This is a genomic window from Pectobacterium versatile (assembly GCF_020166435.1).
Taxonomy (GTDB): domain Bacteria; phylum Pseudomonadota; class Gammaproteobacteria; order Enterobacterales; family Enterobacteriaceae; genus Pectobacterium; species Pectobacterium versatile.
Genome location: NZ_JAINZP010000008.1, coordinates 43,607 through 64,987, shown reverse-complemented (window position 1 = coordinate 64,987; position 21,381 = coordinate 43,607). Strand labels below are relative to the sequence as shown.

At 41.3% G+C, this 21,381-nt stretch carries 18 protein-coding genes and 2 pseudogenes; 17 read left to right on the top strand and 3 right to left on the bottom strand.

The window, feature by feature from the left end:
- Positions 1–4: 4 nt before the first annotated feature.
- The 6 genes from K7X24_RS11510 to K7X24_RS11485 all read left to right on the top strand — a co-directional run bounded on the left by K7X24_RS11510 (position 5) and on the right by K7X24_RS11485 (position 6,471).
- Positions 5–475 carry an acyltransferase gene (locus K7X24_RS11510; RefSeq protein WP_224555019.1) on the top strand — a complete coding sequence of 157 codons (471 nt, stop codon included), beginning with the start codon at positions 5–7 and terminating at the stop codon, positions 473–475.
- The gene (locus K7X24_RS11505; RefSeq protein WP_165707546.1) at positions 468–1,571 is read left to right on the top strand and encodes a DegT/DnrJ/EryC1/StrS family aminotransferase; all 1,104 of its coding nucleotides are present in this window, start codon (positions 468–470) and stop codon (positions 1,569–1,571) included. Before K7X24_RS11510 ends, K7X24_RS11505 begins: the two co-directional genes overlap by 8 nt.
- Positions 1,568–2,818: an O-antigen translocase gene (locus K7X24_RS11500; RefSeq protein WP_224555017.1), complete on the top strand. Its 1,251-nt coding sequence runs from the start codon at positions 1,568–1,570 to the stop codon at positions 2,816–2,818. Before K7X24_RS11505 ends, K7X24_RS11500 begins: the two co-directional genes overlap by 4 nt.
- Positions 2,819–2,822: 4 nt before the next feature.
- A complete protein-coding gene (locus tag K7X24_RS11495) occupies positions 2,823–3,569 on the top strand; it encodes an acyltransferase (protein WP_224555015.1) in 747 nt (248 codons plus the stop codon).
- A gap of 547 nt (positions 3,570–4,116) precedes the next feature.
- Entirely contained in the window at positions 4,117–5,001 is an 885-nt protein-coding gene (locus K7X24_RS11490; RefSeq protein WP_224555013.1) for a glycosyltransferase, read from the top strand.
- Between the two features lie 408 nt (positions 5,002–5,409).
- Positions 5,410–6,471 (top strand): DUF1972 domain-containing protein, encoded by a 1,062-nt coding sequence (locus K7X24_RS11485; protein ID WP_165707542.1) that lies wholly within the window; start codon positions 5,410–5,412, stop codon positions 6,469–6,471.
- 51 nt (positions 6,472–6,522) lie between these two features.
- Here K7X24_RS11485 and K7X24_RS11480 read toward each other — a convergent pair.
- A pseudogene (locus tag K7X24_RS11480) lies at positions 6,523–7,000 on the bottom strand (IS1 family transposase).
- A 172-nt stretch (positions 7,001–7,172) separates the two neighbouring features.
- On the opposite strand from K7X24_RS11480, the gene K7X24_RS11475 reads away from it, so the two are divergent.
- From K7X24_RS11475 to K7X24_RS11465, 3 genes are read left to right on the top strand one after another with little or no spacing between them, the layout of a single operon-like run.
- Positions 7,173–8,207, top strand: coding sequence for a hypothetical protein (locus K7X24_RS11475; protein WP_224555011.1), 1,035 nt, complete (start codon positions 7,173–7,175; stop codon positions 8,205–8,207).
- Entirely contained in the window at positions 8,207–9,103 is an 897-nt protein-coding gene (locus tag K7X24_RS11470; protein ID WP_224555009.1) for a lysine N(6)-hydroxylase/L-ornithine N(5)-oxygenase family protein, read from the top strand. Before K7X24_RS11475 ends, K7X24_RS11470 begins: the two co-directional genes overlap by 1 nt.
- Position 9,104: 1 nt before the next feature.
- Positions 9,105–10,202, top strand: a complete 1,098-nt coding sequence (locus K7X24_RS11465; RefSeq protein ID WP_224555007.1) for an EpsG family protein — start codon at positions 9,105–9,107, stop codon at positions 10,200–10,202.
- Positions 10,203–10,336: 134 nt separating this feature from the next.
- On the opposite strand, the pseudogene K7X24_RS11460 reads toward K7X24_RS11465, so the two are convergent.
- A pseudogene (locus K7X24_RS11460) lies at positions 10,337–11,533 on the bottom strand (IS3 family transposase).
- Between the two features lie 254 nt (positions 11,534–11,787).
- Here K7X24_RS11460 and K7X24_RS11455 point away from each other — a divergent pair.
- The 8 genes from K7X24_RS11455 to adrA all read left to right on the top strand — a co-directional run bounded on the left by K7X24_RS11455 (position 11,788) and on the right by adrA (position 20,995).
- Entirely contained in the window at positions 11,788–12,684 is an 897-nt protein-coding gene (locus K7X24_RS11455; protein WP_014914740.1) for a sugar phosphate nucleotidyltransferase, read from the top strand.
- Positions 12,685–12,914: 230 nt separating this feature from the next.
- Positions 12,915–14,321: an NADP-dependent phosphogluconate dehydrogenase gene (gndA, locus tag K7X24_RS11450; RefSeq protein ID WP_039492568.1), complete on the top strand. Its 1,407-nt coding sequence runs from the start codon at positions 12,915–12,917 to the stop codon at positions 14,319–14,321.
- 466 nt (positions 14,322–14,787) lie between these two features.
- Positions 14,788–15,081: a hypothetical protein gene (locus K7X24_RS11445; RefSeq protein ID WP_010296810.1), complete on the top strand. Its 294-nt coding sequence runs from the start codon at positions 14,788–14,790 to the stop codon at positions 15,079–15,081.
- Positions 15,082–15,156: 75 nt separating this feature from the next.
- On the top strand, positions 15,157–15,834 hold the full coding sequence (locus tag K7X24_RS11440; protein ID WP_224555005.1) for a YjbF family lipoprotein: 678 nt from the start codon (positions 15,157–15,159) through the stop codon (positions 15,832–15,834).
- 9 nt (positions 15,835–15,843) lie between these two features.
- On the top strand, positions 15,844–16,626 hold the full coding sequence (locus tag K7X24_RS11435; protein WP_039506667.1) for a capsule biosynthesis GfcC family protein: 783 nt from the start codon (positions 15,844–15,846) through the stop codon (positions 16,624–16,626).
- Complete coding sequence (locus K7X24_RS11430; RefSeq protein ID WP_224555003.1) at positions 16,623–18,761, top strand: YjbH domain-containing protein; 2,139 nt, start codon at positions 16,623–16,625, stop codon at positions 18,759–18,761. The genes K7X24_RS11435 and K7X24_RS11430 overlap by 4 nt, the downstream gene beginning before the upstream one ends.
- An 87-nt stretch (positions 18,762–18,848) precedes the next feature.
- Complete coding sequence (gene licT, locus K7X24_RS11425) at positions 18,849–19,685, top strand: BglG family transcription antiterminator LicT (RefSeq protein ID WP_224555001.1); 837 nt, start codon at positions 18,849–18,851, stop codon at positions 19,683–19,685.
- Between the two features lie 248 nt (positions 19,686–19,933).
- Positions 19,934–20,995, top strand: a complete 1,062-nt coding sequence (adrA, locus tag K7X24_RS11420; protein WP_224554999.1) for a diguanylate cyclase AdrA — start codon at positions 19,934–19,936, stop codon at positions 20,993–20,995.
- Between the two features lie 72 nt (positions 20,996–21,067).
- On the opposite strand, the gene K7X24_RS11415 is transcribed toward adrA, so the two are convergent.
- Complete coding sequence (locus K7X24_RS11415; protein ID WP_109225982.1) at positions 21,068–21,355, bottom strand: putative quinol monooxygenase; 288 nt, start codon at positions 21,353–21,355, stop codon at positions 21,068–21,070.
- Between the last annotated feature and the right edge of the window lie 26 nt (positions 21,356–21,381).

The following is a 21,381-nucleotide window of genomic DNA, read 5'->3' as shown; positions in this document are numbered from 1 at the left end:
CAGAATGTTTATTCATCCCCTCAGCGATGTTAGTTCGAGTAATATCGGCGAAAAAACAAATGTTTGGCAATTTTCTGTTATATTAAAGAATGCTGTGATTGGAGCGAATTGTAATATTTGCGCCCATACTTTTATCGAGAATGATGTAATTGTTGGTGATAATGTCACTATAAAGTGTGGGGTACATCTTTGGGATGGAATGCGTATAGAAGACAATGTCTTTGTTGGGCCTAATGTGACATTTACTAATGATAAAAAACCTCGTTCAAAAAAATTCCCTAAAAATTTTTTGGATACAATAATAAAAAAAGGTGCATCAATTGGGGCTAACGCAACGATTTTGCCTGGCTTGATTTTAGGTGAGAATTGTATTGTGGGCGCAGGTTCTGTGGTCACTAGGGACGTCATTCCAAACAGTGTTGTTATTGGTAACCCTGCTCGAGTGATTAAAATGGTGGATGATATAAATGATTAGTTTTTTAGATTTGAAAAGCATTAATGAACAATATAAAAATGAATTAAAAGAGGCATGTTCAAGGGTAATTGATTCTGGTTGGTACATTAATGGCTCAGAGCTAAGTGATTTTGAAGAGTCGTTTGCCAAATATTGTGGTACAAAACATGTGATTGGTGTAGCGAATGGATTAGATGCGCTAATTCTTGTATTCCGAGCCTGGAAAGAGCTTGGCAAACTTACCGATGGTGATGAGGTTATTGTTCCCGCTAACACGTATATAGCATCAATTTTAGCAATTACTGAAAATAACTTAACTCCAATATTGGTTGAGCCTAACCCAGATACCTATAATCTGTGCCCATATAATGTCCGCATGGCTATTACAGATAAAACGAAAGCCATCTTACCTGTACATCTATATGGCCAATTATCTCCTATGCTAGAACTAATGAGTATAGCTAGAGAATATAATCTATTGGTACTAGAAGATAGTGCTCAGGCTCATGGTGCTCATATTAATGGAAAAAAATCTGGTAACTGGGGAGATGCGTCCGGTTTTAGTTTTTACCCAGGAAAAAATTTGGGTGCTTTAGGTGATGCAGGCGCTATTACGACTAATGATGATGAATTGATGAGCACGATAAAAGCATTGCGTAATTATGGATCCCACCAGAAATATGAAAACCTTTACTGTGGTGTAAATAGTCGTTTAGATGAAATACAAGCTGCTATGCTATCTGTGAAGTTGCCTTATTTAGATAAAGAAACACATCGGAAACAAGAGATTGCTAACCGATATTTGCATGAAATTAGTAATCCTTTTATAACTTTACCGCTTTTAACGTATCAGACTGCCCATGTGTGGCATTTATTTGTGGTGAGATGTAAGCAACGTACTGAATTACAAAAATATTTATATGAAAATAAAATTCAAACGTTGATTCATTATCCTATTCCTCCACATAAACAACAGGCTTATCCTAAATTTCATGATCTCTCACTTCCAATCACAGAACAGATTCATAAGGAAGTTATATCATTACCTATCGATTCTACTATGAGCGATGAAGCAGTTAGCCTAGTAATAAAAGTCGTTAATGGTTTTTCTATATGAAAAAACTGCTTAAAGTTACGGCAATGACTGCCATGTTGACTTTGTTTAGGATGGCTATGGGATTTGTTATCGCTAAAGTTGTTGCTGTTTATACTGGTCCGTCGGGTATGGCAATGCTAGGACAAGTTCAAAGCATGGTTATATCTCTCAATGGCATTGTTAATTCACCAGCGGGTAGTGGTATTGTTCGTTACACTGCGGAGCATAAAAATGAAGGATATGAAGCATGTGCACCATGGTGGAATGCATGTTTACGCTGGATAATTATTATATTATCTATAATTATTCCTTTAGGTTTATTATTCAGCGAATATCTTTCTCAGTGGCTTTTTTTTAGCAGTGACTATGCTTGGCTTATCACCGTTACTATTTGTGTACTCCCTTTTACGGCAATGGGAACGCTCATCAATTCTGTAATTAACGGACAGCAACAATATCGTCGTTATATTTTATTAGGGACTGTTTCAGTATTTGTTTCCGGTTCTGTCATGATTGGTTTGATTATTCAGCATAATCTAACAGGTGCATTGTTAGCTGCATCGCTTCAAGCTGGAATTATAGGTCTTGTTATGACTATTTCCTCTTTGAATCAGCCCTGGTTTAAATTACGTTATTGGTGGGGTAAAAGTAATAGAAAAGAGCGTAAAGATATCGGTGCTTATATTCTAATGGCTATTACTTCGGCTTTAACTGTTCCAATATCTTTAGTACTGATCCGCAATATTTTAGTTGCTGAGGTGGGTTGGGAACAAGCTGGCCAATGGCAGGCTGTGTGGAAAATTTCTGAAGTATATCTTGGTGTAATTACGATGGCTTTGGGAACATATTACTTACCTAAATTATCTTCTCTAAAGGGATCTTTAGCAATAAATAATGAGATAAATCAAACGGTTAAAATTATTTTGCCGATAGTCATTTCTTTAGCTCTTTCTATTTATTTTTTACGAGATTTAGTAATTACATTATTATTTACTGAGGCGTTTAGATCTGCTCGTGATCTCTTTGCTATTCAATTAATTGGTGATGTGGTGAAAATTATTAGTTGGTTATACGCATATCCACTGCTATCGCGAGGGATAACTAAATTTTTTATTTTGACAGAAGTTGTTTTTTCTATACTTTTTGTTTTTTTATCATATATTTTTATTTCAATATATGGTGTTATTGGCGCTAATGTTGCTTATTTGGTTAACTATATTATATGTACAATTTATATCATTTTTATCATAAAACCATCGCAGCGGTAAAATAATGAAAAGATATTTTGTTAAAATTAAAGAATTAATAAAAAAAAATAAGGAAAATCATTTTTTCCTTTATTTGCTTATTTTGAAGGTAAAAGAACGCCCATTTAGGGGATGGGGGGATTTTATATGTATGTATACATATTCTTGGTACTTAAGTATGCGTATTTTTGGATTTAGTTTTTTCCCTAAAGTGTGTTTTACAAAAAATATTTTTAAAGTGATAGTAAAGAAAAACAGTAAGGCAATTATAATTTCGAATGTAAAAATTGCTATATTATTTGAGGGTTTTTTTTATGGTAATGGAAGTTCCACACTATCTTTTGGCGATGGCTCACAGGTGGTAATTGATAATACTTTTTTAATTGGGGATGGTGTAAAAATAATTGTAGAGGAAGAGGCTAAATTGTATATTGGTGGCAAGGATAAAAATGATTTATCCGGCATTACTTGCAATACGATAATTATATGTTCAAAAGAAATATCTATTGGAAAGGGAACCATCATTTCTTGGGGGTGCTACATCACTGATTCATCTAACCATAAAATAAATGGATGTGTAAAGAAATTACCGGTTACTATTGAAGAACACGTGTGGATTAGTGAAGGAGTAACTATATCAGCAGGTAGCAGAATTGGTAGTGGCTCTGTAATTGGTTCAAAATCATATCTTAATAGTATATATCCTCAAAAATCTCTTATTGTTGGTTGCCCCGCTCAAGTTAAGAAAAGGTATATAACGTGGAATCGATAATGAGCGATGAATATATTTTACATGTATTCGTCATCATTGGATGATGTTTGATTTTATGTGGCAAGGAGGTTATGCTAAAGGAAGAATACGAAAAATGTATTCTTATGCTAAGAAGCCAGTTTGGCTAGTTTATCTGTGGGAAAATTCGCATCTGCCATATAATTTCACCGGTCTATAGATAACAAGTTGGAGTGGAGTTTGGACGCAGTAGTTGAGGAAGGAGTTTGTCGAATCAGAAGAAGGAGACGGCTGCATTATTTTCAGGAATAAGACATGTCGCGGTAAATATATTGTCAGTAAACAAAAAATCCAAAGCGGCTCTGTGCATAAATATGCGCGGATCGGTGATGAGAGGGAAGCGTTTTACGTCAACCTGCGGGGTTTCGTAATCTTCGCTTGGAGGTAGGGAACTCAGCTTGTACCACTCGTGGAGTAGCAACGGTAGCTCCAGCGTTAGCATAGGCCTCCGTGCACTGTGATATGAGATGACAGCGGAAGCAATACCGACCTCTATTCGATTTATTAAGGTGGTTTCAGAATTTACTCTATGAACAAGCAAAAAATTTCAATAATAACATTAACATATAATAATTGGTGTGAATTATTACCTGCGATTGAGTCTGTATCGCAACAAAAAATTTCCGATAATATAGAGGTCGAGTACTTAATTGTTGATGATGGAACCAAAGATTTTGACTATCAATATATTTATTCTCTTCTTGAGGAAAAATGCCCATTTCCTTTTAAAATATTGCAGAATAAAATTAATATCGGTACAGTTTGCTCTTTTAATAATGCAATAAAAAATAGTAACGGAGATATTATTATCCCTCTCTCAGCAGATGATCGATTTTTTGATGACAATGTGGTGAATATGATTGTTGATAAATTTCAGGATTCCAGTGTGTCTTTGTGTACAACGAGGCGTCTTCCTGTTGCGGATGGTAAGGAATATTCGAGTTTGCCGAGAGAAAATGAAATAAAGTTATTTGATAATCAAGATCTACTTCTTGATTATATTTTAAAATATGGTAATTTTATTTCTGGTTCTTGTACCTATTATCGTAAATCTTTATTGGAAGAATTAAGTTATTTTGATGAGAGCTATCGATTATTAGAAGATTATCCCTTCTATGTGAAGGTTTTGCTACACGATATTACTATTGATTTCCTTGATATAATATCCATCAAGTATAGTTTGAAGGGCGTATCTGCTCTTGGCAAAAGAAATCTATTACTTACACAAGATTTGAGGAAATTATATTTGTATATAATTTCTCTTGGCCATCTTGGTTTTTTCTGGAAAAGAAAAATTTACTTCACGAAGGTTCTTTCTTTTCACGAAAAAATGTCTTTAAAAAATATAATTAATTACCCTGATCAATTTTTTTTATTATCATTTTTATATTTTTTAAAAATCTTCAAAAAATAAATCAGTGCTATAGTTATTTTAATGAAAAATATATTCGTCATACTCCACGTGACACGTGCGCTGGTTTAATCTGATCACCTAAATAACTTACTCGAGTAAGCTTACTGAGATCCTCCCACTTGCCGGGTTACGAGGAAAATAAATACGCCTCGCCCTAAAGACACAACACTTTTTTCTGTTCAACATGATAATGTTTATCCTGAAACTTGAATTATTTAGGGTCTATACCTATAAAAAATCGATCTCATCCAAATGAAAATAATTTTTTCCGGAACAATAGGTCGTTATAAAAATAATTTTTTGAATTTCGTGATATTGATATTGATATTGATATTGATATTGATATTGATATTGTGAAAAATACATAATTGTTAAAACGCCAGATAAGAAAAATATTGGAGTTAAGTAGTGAAGAAAATTGCGGTGGTTGGAACTGTTGGTATTCCTGCTTGTTATGGCGGATTTGAATCTCTTGTAGAAAATTTGACATTGTATAAAAATGGAAAATATAGGTACTATGTTTTTTGTTCTAAAAAAAATTATAAATACAAAATGTCATCGCATAATGGCGCTAAGTTAATTTATTTACCTCTGAATGCTAATGGAGTGCAGAGCATTTTTTATGATATATTATCTCTTATCAAATGTCTTTTTTTTAAGCCTGATGTCGTTTTAATTTTAGGTATATCTGGAGGGATTTTCCTTCCTTTTTTCAGATTTTTATCAAGATCAAAAATAATCACTAATATCGATGGGCTAGAATGGAAACGGGATAAATGGAATTATTGGGGGAAAAAATTTCTGAAATTATCAGAGTATTTTTCTGTTAAATATTCTCACGTAATTGTGACAGATAACCAGGCTATTGGTGACTATGTAAAGGAAGAGTATGGTACTTCATCTGTTACTATTGCATACGGTGGAGATCATGCCTTTCGTAATGTAGATTCTTTGCCTTTTTGTCAAGCGGCTGAAAACTATGCTTTAGGTATTTGTCGCATTGAACCTGAAAACAATGTGGGTATGATATTAGAATCATTTTGTCGAATAAGTCATAAGATCAAATTTATCGGTAACTGGATGTCTAGTACATATGGCCGTGAACTCAAAGAGAAATACAGTAAATATATTAATATAGAGCTAATTGACCCAATTTACGATCTCGATGAACTTCATAAACTGCGTAGTGGATGTGATATATATATACATGGACATTCAGCTGGGGGAACAAATCCTTCTTTGGTCGAAGTGATGCATTTTTCTGTACCTGTATTCGCCTATGATTGTGTTTTTAATCGATATAGCACTGAGGATAAAGCACATTATTTTAAAAATTCTTCACAGCTTATTGAGTTAATTAGAAATACACATCAAAGAGATTTGAAAAAAAATGCTGCTAATATGCAAATTATTGCGCTAGAGCGATACACTTGGAAAGTGATTTCTTCATCATATGAACGTTTATATTAATTTTCTAGGGAATACTAAATAGCTTTTAAATAAGAGAAATAATTCTAATTATTAGAACATGTGCTTTTCCATCACGGTGCTGATGATTTTTTCATGGTATTCAACTGTGTGCGAAAAACAGAGATTTTTACATGCCACAGTCGCTTGATACGAATCCTCAGCATCAGGTTGTTACGTTCATACGCTGAGTAAATATCTTCCCAGTCAAATGCTTCTCCTTCGATATTTCTCTGGCATAGCTGTCCCAGTTATTGCCATACCGATATTAAAAAAGGCTGCAGCGTCAACAGGTTACGACAGGTTTCACTCGTTCGTAGGTCAAAGGTATAGACCAATACGCCAGCATTTTTCGTGTTGTACTCACACAAGAACCAGCGTTGCCGAATTTTCACGCTTTATAATGATAGGTGAGCTGAAATACACGATGGCAATAGTGATCGCGAAATTTGGAGTGTCCTTTAGGACTTTGACTATGGTGATAAACCAGAGTAGACCGACAGGGGGACCTATAAACATTAACGAATGTAATAGAGAATCTCAAAAACGAGCATTATACGTTGAATTTAACCAATATGAGGCATTACCGAAATAATATGCTATTTTGGTAAGGTAATGTTATAAACTAAAAATATTAAGCTATCATTATGCACAGTTCATTTTTTCAATTGCAGTTATCTTATGTGTTAAAATGTAGATCTTATATGAAATATAATATTAAGAGATTAGTATATTCTTTGTTTTTTTCATATAAATTAAACATTTCTGAAATGGATAAGACCGATTTCATAATTTTTAACACTACCTTTTTGAAAGGAAGAAAAGATTATGAGGATTATATGTATGATTTTATAGCAGCATCTAAGAATCAACGCCCTACCGTAGAGTGTTCTTTAAAATATTATTTTTGTTTACATGATTTTTTTTCTAAGATATGGTTTATATGCTTGAATGTTAAACGTGGATATGATTTAAAATACCTGATTCAATTATCTCAACTTTATGATTTATACAAAAAAATAAGTAAATTGAATTTAAAAAACAAAAAAATAGTGACTTTTTGTGATGCTCATCCGGAAGATAATCTTATTTCTCAACTTTGTAAAAAATACTTTGAGTGTCATACATATACCTTACAACACGGTTATTATACTTTTTCTCCAGGGTCTATAAACCAAGAGGTGTATTTGAATTTTGTCTCCGATTTTATGCTTTGTTGGGGGAATACATCTGTAGACAACCTTGTTGACTGTGGTGTTGAACGAAAAAGGTTGATTCCTTTTGGGTGTTTTAAAAAAGCTGAATTAATTTCTGAAAAAGGTAGTGGTATATTTATACTCCTTAATGGGAGGCACAATGCTTTGGGAAATAAATATTTGCTCACTCTTGCTGAAGAAATAGCGTTACAAACAGAATTCAATGTTTTTGTTAAAAAACATCCTGATGATTTGGATGACTATTCATACATCAATAATGTGACTTTTATTGATTCGATAAAACAGGGTATGGAAAACTCAAAAGTTGCAATTTTGTCTGAGAGTGGTATATTTTTGGATTTTTATCTTTCATGTTTCCCTTTTTTCATTCTTAAAACACCTTATACAAAAATGGAGTTTTCCAGATTACCAAATGCCATCGATTTAGGTGAAATTATGGATATAATCCAAAACGAAAAACCAATTTCATCACAATTATTTCCATTGCTAATTACCATATCTCCAGATTTTAAGGTGCTATAATGAAGATAATTAGATTTTGGGGATGGTATAGTGACTATGATTGTTTCACGATTGACTCATTGCACAAATATTACAATGTAAAAAATATTTCAATGTCAAGAATGACAAGAATGTTTTTCAAATTTATCAGGTCTTTTTTTTCTTCGGATGTGGTTGAGAATTTTATCAAATTTATTTTGAAGAAAAAATTAAATCGTGATTTTGTTTTAATATTTAGTGATGATGTCTTACACTATTTATTTTTAGTTAATGAACTGAATAATCCAAGGAAAATAGTTGTATTCAGAAATTTAATTAATAAGGAATATAAGGCGAGAATTGAAAGGCTGCGTGAGAATGGTTTTGAAATGTATACATTTGATCCATTCGATGCACAATTTTTTAATATTCAATTCAAAGGGCAATATCTGCCTGTATATAAAGATGGAACGGATTTTTATGAGAATAAAGCTTATTTTTTGGGTTTGAATAAAGGAAGGCGAAAAATATTGGAACGTCTTTCTGAAAAATTAACAGAGAAAGGTATTAAGCCTGACGTTACCATAATTGAAGAAAATGATTTTTTATACTCACTCTTTCGAAAGAAAGTAAGTTATCTGGAGAATGTGAGTGGTGTATTAAATTCAAGTTATATTATAGATATAGTTCGTGAAGGCCAAAATGGCTTAACATTAAGAGTTCTTGAATCTGTTTTTTATCGGCGAAAATTAATTACCAATAATAAAAAAATTGAAAATTATGATTTTTTTAATTCAAGGAATATATTAATATTAGATGATGACATGAACATTCCTGATGAATTTTTAAAAACACCATTTATGGCTCTATCTGAAAATGTATTGGATAAATACAAATCAGACAATTATTACATTAGCATTATTGAAAAGGTATCCTAGTGTGATCCGAATTCTCGATTTATCAGCTATTCTTCTCATCGTGTTTATCTTTGCTTTTTTATTTGTGATGAAAAAAAAGAATGAAAAATTGTTTTTCTTGATTTTTATTATATACTGCATTTTTTTAAGCTTAAGAACAATTGGTGATGATACTGCCGAGTATGTTGATATTTACACGGCTGTAGTACCTCAGTTTTCATGGGATATGCTTCAGGTTGTTAATGGTTTCAGGATAGAAGTGTTGTGGTTTAATTTCATCGCTATTTTAAAAATGATAGGTCTGAAAAAACATTATTTATTTTTCTTTCTCTCTGCTTTTTTACCTTCACTAGCGATCATCTGGGTCTATAGAAAAACACGTTTGTTTTCAGTGTCTGTATCTGCATTTTTTTATTGTCTTTTTATATTAATATTATACCAATCTGCAATAAATGGAGTTCGTGCATTTGCTGCTAGTTGTTTCGTATTTCTCGCGTTATGGTTTTTTTATGATAAAAAAAACTTGAAATGTCTAGTAACGGCAATTTTTGCAATAATGCTGCATACTAGCGCTTTTATTATTTTGCCGTTTTTTTTGTTTTTTAAAATAAAATTCAATATACGTTCGATTATTTTGGTTTCTTCTTTATTCTTGATAACCATTGTTGTCATTTCTCAGTTGGATTGGGACGACCCTTTCTTGGCGTATATTTATTTTAAACTCGATTATTATTTATTTTCTATTGAAGATGACATGTTGAATGGAAATCTTGGTAGGGAATCGTATATCCTTTTTGTGCGGAGTTTATTTGTTGCATCAATTCTTTATAGTTTCATTTTGTTATTGTTAAGTAGTGACTCTTATAAACAAAATGCATTTATTGAAGGTTTGTACAAATGTGCAATATTCACAACGATTAGTTGTATGTTAATGATGATATTTGGTATTTATATATTTTCTTATAGGATATTGATGTTTGTACAGATAAATCTTATTTTTACCACCTTGTACAGCATGGTATATAAACCCAAAAAATATAAATTGCCTTTCTTTATAGTGGTGACAGGTTTTTATTGGATTCTATTCATATTTTATGCAAGTAGAGTTTATGATTCCTGATTTTTTGTAGTAATCGAACGATTATGATTATAATGTGCCTTTACATGATCTGTCCTTGATTTAATGCCACCTTGTTTTCAAATCAGTCAACGAAAGCGAGGTCACTATGACAAGACAACAATATACCCCAGAGTTCAAGCGCGGAGCTGTAGTGGATCACAAAATCGGGACACTGGGATAGCCTGTTTCCACTGTTCTTCATACACGCAAGGTGGTACGCCACCATTGTTTGTATGAGGACGAAAAGCATTGTAATAACGGTTTATCCAGTCGTTGATATCACGTATCGCATCACCAAAATCAGCATAGCCTCTTTTTGGTAACCATTCGCTTTTGAGACTGCGAAAGACTCTTTCCATTGGCGAATTGTCTAGGCAGTTTCCTCTGCGACTCATACTCTGCATTACTCCATGTCGCCAGAGTAACTTTCTGTATTTGTTGCTTTTATACTGACTTCCCTGATCCGAATGAAACAACAGCCGCCCATTACGTTGTCGCGTTTCCAGGGTATTACGCAAAAGCCCTGCACACCAAATCAGGATCGGCGGTTAATGAAAGAGCTGAACCGATAATTCGACGTGCACATAAATCAACAACTAGTGCGAGATAGCACCATTTGTCCTGCACGTGAATAAAACTTATATCACCGCACCAGACGCAGTTTGGTGCGGCAGGGTTAAACTGCCGACTCAATAAGTTTGGCAATGCCATGCTGTTATCATCGTTTATCTGGTAACGGTGGTTAACCGGTTGGTTGCTTGTCAGCCCGCACTCCTGCATCAGGCGTCGCGCCAGCTATCGGCCCGCATCAATCCCACTCTGTCGCAGCATCTGGTTCATTGTTCGGCTACCTGCGGCACCACGACTAAGAGCATGCAATGATCTTACCCGACTTCGTAACTCAACTCTTTGCACATTTATTGGACTCTTCAGTTGCGCGTAATAAACGCTGCGGTGAACACCGAATAGATGGCAAAGAACCAGCAAAGGCCACTTTGTTTTCAGCCGTGTGATTAACGCGATAGTTTTCCGGAGATTTCGCTCATCAGCACGGCAGCCTGCTTTAGTATTTCTTTTTCCATCTCAAGACGCTTTATCTGCGCTTTAAGCTGCTGAATTTCACGTTGCTCAGGTGTAATGGCATTCCCAACCGGCTCAATACCCAGAAGTTCTTGTTTATACAACCGTATCCATTTGCGCAGATGGTCAGGATTGAGTTCGAGTGCCAGAGCAACTTCTCGGGCATTGCGCTGGTATTTAACAACCTGCTCGATAGCTTCGAGCTTGAACTCTGGGGAAAATGTGCGTTTAATCCGACGAGTTTTGATTATTCATCACCTCATGTTAACCGTTCAACATTAACAGGATTTAGAAGTGTCCTGAATTACTGATCCACTCCACTACATTACCTAAAACAGGACGTTTCAGCACATCAGAAAAAGTCGCTACCTGAGATCGCTTTGTGGCTGATTAGGTGTAATCTTAGTGTCATGCGTGGCGTTGTGGCATTACCCTCGCTGGGTGAAAACGATCGGCCAGATCAAAATAGTTAGATAAAAACCATCAGATTGAAGAGAGTCAATCCATGACATCATTGAAAGCTATTATCCCTGTAGCAGGTTTAGGGATGAATTTGTTACCAGTGACCAAGGCAATTCCTAAGGAAATGTTGCCATTGGTTGATCGCCCGGTGATTGAGAAAATCGTCAACGAGTGTGTGAGGGCGGGGATTAAAGAAATTGTTCTGGTGACGCATGCGTCGAAAAACGCAATTGAAAACCACTTCGACACCTCGTTTGAGCTTGAATCTCTGCTGGAAGAACGTGCCAAGCGTCAACTGCTGGCCGAAGTACAGTCAATCTGCCCGAAAGGCGTGACGATTATGAACGTTCGTCAGGGGGAAACGCTGGGGTTAGGGCATGCAGTCTCCTGCGCTCGCCCAATCATTGGCGATAGTCCGTTTGTGGTAGTGTTGCCCGATGTGGTGCTGGATGAAAGCACTGCCGATCAGACGAAGGAAAACCTGGCGCTGCTGATCTCTCGATTTGAAGAAACAGGGCGTAGTCAGGTGCTGGTGAAACATCGTCCTTATGAGGTGTTGCCTGAGTACTCTGTCGTCGATTGTGACAAACCGCTGGTGAACCCCGGCGATGCCGCAGCGATTACGTCTATGATTGAAAAGCCTGAGGCACCATCTGAAACGGGGTCTGATCTATCTGCCGTCGGACGTTATGTGTTAACTGCCGATGCCTGGCCACTGCTGGAAAAAGCGGTCCCTGGTGCATGGGGACGTATTCAGTTAACGGATGTGATTGCCGACATGATCGCGACTCAGCAGGTTGATGCTGTGCAAATGTCAGGCAAGAACTTTAACTGCGGCCGTAAATTGGGTTATGCACAAGCATTTGTGTCCTATGGATTGCGCAATCCTGAGTTTGGTGCCGAATTTAAAGAAAGTATTAAGGCGCTGCTGAAAAAGTAATATTGAGTGATAACTCGCTGTAAAACCGCAGATCGTTGAATCGTTCTGCGGTTTTTTCTTTTTCCCACCATACGTTCCGATTGGGTGAGCTTTCGCTATCAAACCAATCACTACCCACTCACGCAAAGCTGAGTTACCATGTCGGCCTGTTTTTAAATTGCTTGCGAGGTCGCACCGCGAGACGTTGTCGCCGTTGCAGGCAGGTTATCCTTCAGACAGGAGTTGCTTTAATGTCCAAACAGCAAATTGGCGTTGTTGGTATGGCGGTGATGGGGCGCAATCTGGCGCTGAACATTGAGAGCCGCGGCTATAGCGTTTCCATCTTTAACCGTTCTTCCGATAAAACTGATGAAGTTATCGCGGAAAATCCGGGTAAAAAACTGGTGCCTTCTTACACCGTTGAAGAGTTTGTCGAATCCCTGGAAAAACCACGCCGTATTCTGCTGATGGTGAAGGCCGGTGAAGCAACCGATAAAACGATTGAATCGCTGAAACCTTACCTGGAAAAGGGCGATATTCTGATCGATGGCGGTAACACCTTCTATAAAGATACGATTCGCCGTAACCGCGAACTGTCCGCTGAAGGGTTTAACTTCATCGGTACAGGCGTATCTGGTGGTGAAGAGGGCGCGCTGAAAGGGCCTTCCATCATGCCGGGTGGCCAGAAAGAAGCGTATGAACTGGTTGCTCCGATTCTGGAACAGATTGCCGCGCGTGCTGATGGCGAAGCCTGTGTGACCTACATTGGTGCTGATGGCGCAGGCCACTATGTCAAGATGGTGCATAACGGCATTGAATACGGCGACATGCAGCTTATTGCTGAAGCCTATGCATTGCTCAAGCAGGCACTGGATCTGGGCAACGACGAGCTTGCCGCCACGTTCTCTGAGTGGAACAAAGGCGAATTAAGCAGTTACCTGATTGAGATCACTGCCGATATCTTCAGGAAGAAAGATGAAGAAGGCAACTATCTGGTTGACGTGATTCTGGATGAAGCGGCTAATAAAGGTACCGGTAAATGGACCAGCCAAAGCTCTCTGGATCTGGGTGAACCGCTGTCTCTGATCACGGAATCCGTTTTTGCCCGCTACCTGTCTTCACTGAAAGATCAGCGTGTTGCGGCCTCTAAAGTGCTGACGGGCCCAACGGCTCAGCCATTCGGTGGTGATAAAGCCGAGTTTGTTGAGAAAGTGCGCCGTGCGTTGTATCTGGGTAAAATCGTTTCTTATGCTCAAGGCTTCTCACAGCTGAAAGCGGCATCAGACGAGAACAATTGGGATCTGAACTACGGTGAAATCGCCAAGATTTTCCGCGCTGGCTGCATCATTCGTGCACAGTTCCTGCAGAAAATCACCGATGCGTACGAGCAGAAAGCAGATATCGCTAACCTGCTGTTGGCCCCTTATTTCAAGAAAGTGGCTGACGAATACCAGCAAGCGCTGCGCGACGTGGTATCTTACGCGGTTCAGCAAGGTATCCCGACGCCAACGTTCTCAGCGGCCATTGCTTATTACGACAGCTACCGTTCAGCCGTGTTGCCTGCTAACCTGATTCAGGCTCAGCGTGACTATTTCGGTGCACATACTTATAAGCGTACGGATAAAGAAGGCGTATTCCATACCGAGTGGCTGGAATAGCCGTTTCTTATGCTTAAATAGCGCTGTTTGTTAATAAAACGCCAGATTAGGAAATATCTGGCGTTTTTTGTATTGATGAATCAGTGGATTGATATCGTTAAGATATCTATGACTTTTTTTCTGGAATACTGTAAATTTCATTAAAGAAATCTGCTTTTTTACCGAGATCATTGCTGTTTATTACATTGGGATCTTGCTATTTTTAACGGTGTTGCAAAAATTGAGTTGTAGTTTGCTTTCTGGTGTTGTTTGTCAGAGGTGGTTTTATCTCATAGAGGGGTTGTTTCCTCATTGATAGTTTCATCGCCATTGAACTGTAACTCATTACTGGGAGGATCCCAGTAACGGTCGGTAACGGCACAAAACTCAATCGGTTTGCTGTTGTGCTGGCTGAAATGAAGGACGGGGTATGGTCTTTTCGACGGTACCCCACCCTGAAGTATTTCATGTTAAAAAGGAAATCGTAATGAAGAAAACGTTAATCACGCTGGCTGCGGTACTGGCCATGTCGTCAAACGCGTTTGCTGTTGATGGCGTCTCTAGCAGCACTGCTGCTGGTACCTCTACCACCACGACCACCAGCGCTGCTGCTGCTGGTGCCGCTGGTGCTGGTGGTGCTGGCTTTGCTGCTGGTACTACTGCTCTGATTGCTGTCGGTGCTGCTGCTGCGATCGGTGTTGCTGTTGCAGTTGCTGTTTCCAGCAACGATGACAGCTCTCCTGCGGGAACAACGACGGCAACTACTGGTACTCGTAGTTAATTTCGTTTTAATTCTAAGGCCACTTCGGTGGCCTTTCTTTTTCCGGGCTACGCTGTTCAACGAGAACTGCATTCCATGACAAAAATAAAACGAATGGCAAAGGTGAGAGCGCTAATTGCCATACCTCTTTTATCGATTGTGCTGACTGGCTGTTCCCAAAATGTGGATCAAGTGGGGAAAACCTTCAAGCTGGCATTTTTCGGCCAGGATGACACCCATGTGACGGCTAAACAGGTTGCCAATACGCCCTATGCATCGGCCTATCTGAAAGTGGGTAAAGCGCCACAGGCGTTTGTTGTGCTCGCTTTCGCCGAGCAGAATCAGTTGAAATGGATCGGGGCCGATAAAAATATGGTATCGACCCAATATGGGCGCTTGGTGAAAACGCAGGGCTTCGGCGAAGACATTACCTATGTGGATAACCTGCAGCACGATCCCCTGGCGTTAGGCCTATTGAAGACATCAACGCCAATGACATGGCAGAGCCGGGTTGAATGGGCTCAGGTCTTCCGAGGCGGATACGCGACCACGTCCGTTTTTCAGGCCCGCGGCAAAGAAACCGTAAAAATTCTGGATATCCCGCGTGAGCTGCTGCGTTTTGATGAGCAGGTGACCGTCCCCGCGTTGAATGAATCTTACACCAATAGCTACTGGCTCGATCCGACTAACGGAAGTGTGGTTCAAAGCCAGCAGTATATGGGGCCGGATATGGCATTGGCCACATTCACCGTATTAAAACCCTACGTACAATAAGGGGCTGCAATGTTGGCACTCAATCGTATCGCTACCTTGTTGCTGCTGGTTTCCGGCGTCGCGACGTCTGCGCAACTGACTGTAAAATCGCCTCAAGAGACAATCGCTGTCGTTAAACTGGACGACGGTACGCGTCTTGAAAAATTTTACGAACAGGTTTCCTGGCCACAGAATATCAATTGGCAGACGGCATTTATTTCTGATTTTGCAACAACACAGAAGGTACGTGCGCAAGGGGATGTCTTGCTGCAAAAGCTGGCTGAACTGGAAACGCGCTGGCGCAATTCAGGCGATGGCGATCTGGCGATCTCCGCCTGGCTGCTGAGAAAGACGATTAACCCGATTAATGTTGCGGGTCGTATCCGTACCGATCTGGATCCTGACCGCGTACGTGTCTATATAGAAAATAATCGCCCTCTGGTGGGGGAATATGCACTGTATGTGGCGCCTCATGATGACAAGTTGTCGCTGATCGGTCTGGTGAATACGGCCGCTGATGTGGGTGAGCTGGAGACATCGGGGAAAGTGGCGCTGCGCGCCGGATGGTCGGTCGAGAATTATCTCTCTGGACGTCGGCTTCTCGCGGGAGCGGATAACAGTTACGGCTATCTGATTGCTGGCAATGGCAAGTGGCGCAAAGTGCCGCTGGCGCTGTGGAACCGCCAGCATGTTGAACCTGCTGCGGGCGAAACGCTCTTTATTGGTTTTAATCCCTCAGTTTTGCCACAGGATATGTCATCACTTAACGATCAGCTTGCTGACTACCTTGCTAACCGGACTCCACTCGAATGACAAAGAACAGAAACGTTAAACTAAGCTGTCTGTCGTTGGCGATTGGCGGCATTTTGAGTGCACAGGCGATGGCGGCTGAAACAGAAAGCAGCCGTACTGCGACCAACCCCAATACGCGCTTTCAGCCTGCGGGAGTGTCACAGTCTGATTTTGGTGGCACGGGCCTGTTGCAGATGCCGACGGCGCGTATGGCGGAAACGGGCGAGTTTAGCCTCAATTACCGCGATAACGAAGAATATCGGCGTTATTCCATATCCCTCCAGCTTTTTGACTGGCTGGAAACCTCAGTACGTTATACGGATACTCGTACAGCACCGTATAGTTTTAGCTCTGGTTTTAGTGGCAATCAAACCCATAAGGATAAAGGCTTTGATGTGAAAGCGAGGCTGTGGCAGGAAAGTTATTGGCTGCCGCAGGTTTCTGTGGGATTGCGCGATATTGCTGGCACGGGGCTGTTTGATAGTGAATATCTGGTGGCGAGTAAACGTTTTGGGTCTTTTGATTTCACCCTAGGAATGGGGTGGGGCAACATGGCCGAGAGCGGCAATATTAAAAACCCAGCGTGTTCATTCAAAGCCAGCTTCTGCCAACGTAGTGACGGTTATTCTGGTCGCGGCGGACAATTTGAGGTTGGGAATTTCTTCCACGGTTCGGCTGCGCTGTTTGGGGGGATTGAGTACCAGACGCCGTGGGATCCGTTACGCTTAAAACTCGAGTACGATGGCAATGACTACAGCCGAGAGTTTGCTGATCGTTACCGTAGTGAAAAAATCAAACATGATTCCCCTTTCAACATTGGTGCTGTCTATCGCGTCGGCGATGTGCTGGATACCACACTGTCGTGGCAGCGCGGCAATACCCTGATGTGGGGCTTTACCCTACGTACTAATTTCAACGACCTGAAGCCGAACTATTTAGACGATGCACCACCCGTCTATGCGCCAGTGCAGGATGGTAAAGGCACTAACTGGCAGCTCGTTTCGAAAGAGCTGAATGATAAGGCTGGCTTTAAAGACGCCGATATTTACGCCGATCAAAATCAGGTCACTATCGTTGCCGATCAGACAAAGTATCGTGATAGCGAAGAGGCCGCACAGCGTGCCGCGACGGTATTGGCGAACCGTGTACCTGGCAACATTGATGAATACCACCTTGTTCAGCGCAGCCAGCGTTTACCGATTGCCAGTACTGAAGTGGATGCCAAAGCCTTCCATCAGGTTAAACAGGCTGCCGTTCCATTGGGTCAACCGGATCCTGAAACGCATCGTAAAGAGCCGGTATCCGACGTGCGTGGTCAGCAGGTGTTGCTCGCAGAACCCGATCGTCTGACGTATTCATTAGATCCGACGCTGACGCAGTCTTTCGGTGGCCCAGAATCTTTCTACATGTATCAGGTCGCACTGAAAGGTAACGTGGACTACCGTCTGAGCGATCACTGGAGCGTAGGCGGAACGGCAACGCTGAATCTGGTGAATAATTATGACAAGTTCAATTTTAAAGCGCCGCCGGCGGATGGCGCAGCGCTGCCGCGCGTCAGAACCTGGGTGCGTGAATACGTTACCTCTTCGGATCTGCTGTTGACCAACCTGCAATTGACTCGCATGGATAATCCCGCGCAGGACTGGTATACGCAGGTTTATGGCGGCTATCTGGAAATGATGTATGCCGGTGTCGGTTCTGAAGTGCTGTATCGTCCGTTTGGTAAAAGCTGGGCGCTGGGGCTGGATGTGAACTATGCCAAACAGCGTGACTGGAATGACATCATGAGGATGGCCGATTACGATGTGGTGACGGGTCATTTGACTGCGTACTGGGAACTGCCGTTTGTGGAAGGTGCGGTAGCGAAGGTGAGCGTGGGTCGTTATCTGGCAGGGGACAAAGGGGTAACTCTCGATCTGTCTCGCCGCTTTGACAGCGGAATTATTGCCGGTGCCTTTGCGACCAAGACCAACGTCAGCGCCGCGGAATATGGTGAAGGGAGCTTTACCAAAGGCTTCTATGTCTCCATACCGTTTGATCTACTGTTCACTGAACCGACGGTGAAACGTGGCGCGGTTGGTTGGGTACCGTTGACGCGAGACGGTGGTCAGATGCTACAGCGCCGCAGTTCGCTGTATGGCCTCACCGAGCACTAATCGATTTCAGTTGGTTTAGGCTTAATCAAGCCCGTCATGGCCGAGTGCCACGACGGGCTTTTTTGCACTTTTGTTCTTAGGATGGCGATGATCATTAAAAAAATACTGAGTAATAACGCCGTGCTGGTGTTGGCAGATGACCAACGGGAAATTGTGGCGATTGGTAAAGGTGTCGGCTTTGGTAAAAAAGTCGGTGACCCTATCGATCTGCAGCGCATTGAAAGCCAGTTCGTGAAGAAAAGCGATGGTATATCGGATGTGCTGTCACAACTGCTGGCAGATATTCCACCTGATTGTCTGGCTGTCACGCAGCAGATTATTACCCTGGCGCAAAAAACACTGCGGCTTGATGTGCAGGACACACTATTTCTGGCATTAAGCGACCATATTAATTTTGCTATTCAACGTCATAAAAAAGGGCAGACAATCAAGAACCTGATGCTGTGGGATATTCGCCACTTTTATCGCGATGAATTTGCCGTTGGGTTGGAGGCACTGGCGTTGATCCGTACCCGGCTGGATATCAACCTACCGGAGGATGAGGCGGGGTTTATTGCGCTGCATCTGGCGAATGCGACGAATAACAGCGATATGCAGAGCACGATGCAAAGCACAAGTATCATTAAAGATATTTTAACCATTCTGAAATACGATTTGCATGTCGTTTTTGATGAACAGTCTCTCAATTATCAGCGTTTGATTACGCACTTAACGTTCTTTGCTCTGCGTTTGTTAAATCGGGAAACGGTGAGCCACGGCGATGATTCCATCTATCAGGGGATTACCGAACTGATGCCGCGAGCCTACAACTGCGCGATGAAAGTTTATGAATATGTGGAAAAAAACTACAACTGCCAACTGACCACCGATGAAATCATGTTTCTGACCATTCATATCAACCGGTTACAGCCTTCTCCCTCTTAATCACATAGGCCATCCTGGTGGGTACATTCGCGGCAATGACCGGCAGGGAACGACAGCCACGGGTAAGACAGCCACGGGTAAGACCACCGCGTGTTAGCACTTGTGTTACCCTATTTCGCTTTTACGATAGCAGCTCGTTTCGTTATGTAACAAAATAAATTCAAAAATTGCTCACTGTTGCTGACATGCTTTCAGCCATAATGTTCTTTTTTCTCGCTATTTATTCGTGAACCGCAATGGGGGTCGTTATGTCAGCCTCGCCGCCGATGTTTTTGACGGTAGATGTACGTCGCTCAGGGCTACGCTTTTCCCAGCGAGTCTATATTCCACGGATTGTCGGTACGATACTGTGCGCTCTCTTTATTTCCTCGGTACTGATTACCCGGCCTATCCCAACGCTCTTGTGGGGGCTACTCTTCCTTAACACCTTTATCTGGCCTCACATTGCCTACACGCTGTCCCTGCGGTCGCGCGACCCGATGCAGTGCGAGAAGCGTAATTTATTGATTGATGTGGTGTTTGGCGGCATCTGGATAGGGTTTATGGGCGTGAATCTTCTGCCCAGTGCCCTGATTGCGGCGATGGTTGGGATGAACTGTACGGCTGGCGGAGGGGTAAAGCTGCTTGTTCAGGGCATCGTATTACAGTGTGTCGCCTGTGTGCTGGTGCTTGTGCTGTTTTCCGCGCCTGTCTCGCTGGAGACGACACCGCTACAGCTTTATGCCTGTCTGCCGATGTTGCTGGTCTACCCTATTTCTCTCGGTTATGTCACTTACACCACCGCGCTGAAATTGGCAGAACACAAACGTATGCTGATGGAAGTCAGTATTCATGACGGGATGACCAGCCTCTATAACCGTCACCACTGGGAGCGCCTGCTGAAACATGAGTATGACAGTTGCCAACGCTATAAGCGCACGGCGACGTTAGTCCTGTTTGATATCGACCATTTTAAAGCCTTTAACGATAACTTTGGGCATAACGTCGGCGATCAGGCGATATTGCTGCTGGCGCGTGAGCTGACATCCGGTTTTCGGGAAACGGATGTGATTGGGCGATTCGGCGGAGATGAATTTGCCGTTATTTTACCGCAGACCAGTGCGGGAGACGGATTGGACGCTGTGAATCGTATTCGGGAGAGCTTATCGCTGAAGTTTCTGAACCAGACGCCGCAGTTGGCGGTGTTTGTCAGCGTTGGTATCGCGGAGATTTCACCGGAGATGGGTCAATATATTGACTGGTTAAAGGCGGCAGATATGGCGCTTTACCGAGCGAAAAATAAAGGCCGCCGCCGAACCGAAGTGGCCTGAATACATAAAGAAACGGCGGGAGATTCCGCCATGATTCTCAAGATTGGTTTATAGCCAGCAGGCGGCGCAGTGTCACTCAAACGGATCCATCAGCAGGAAGGTGCACTCGGCCCGCTGGTGGCTATTGATCATCGGAACCAGACGCTGGAAGTGTTCGGTCTGGCAGTGAATATCCAGCGCGGCTCTATCCGGCCAGGTTTCGATAAAGGTAAAATGCCCCGGATCTTTCTGATTGATAAAAAGCTCATAGGAGATGCACAGCGGCTCCTGTCGGGTTTTCTCTACTAATTCGCGGTACAGCGGCATGACGATTTCAATGTACTCAGGCTTAATAAAATCCTGTGCGATCACTTTAAGCATAAAACGGCTCTCCCTCTCTGTGAGTC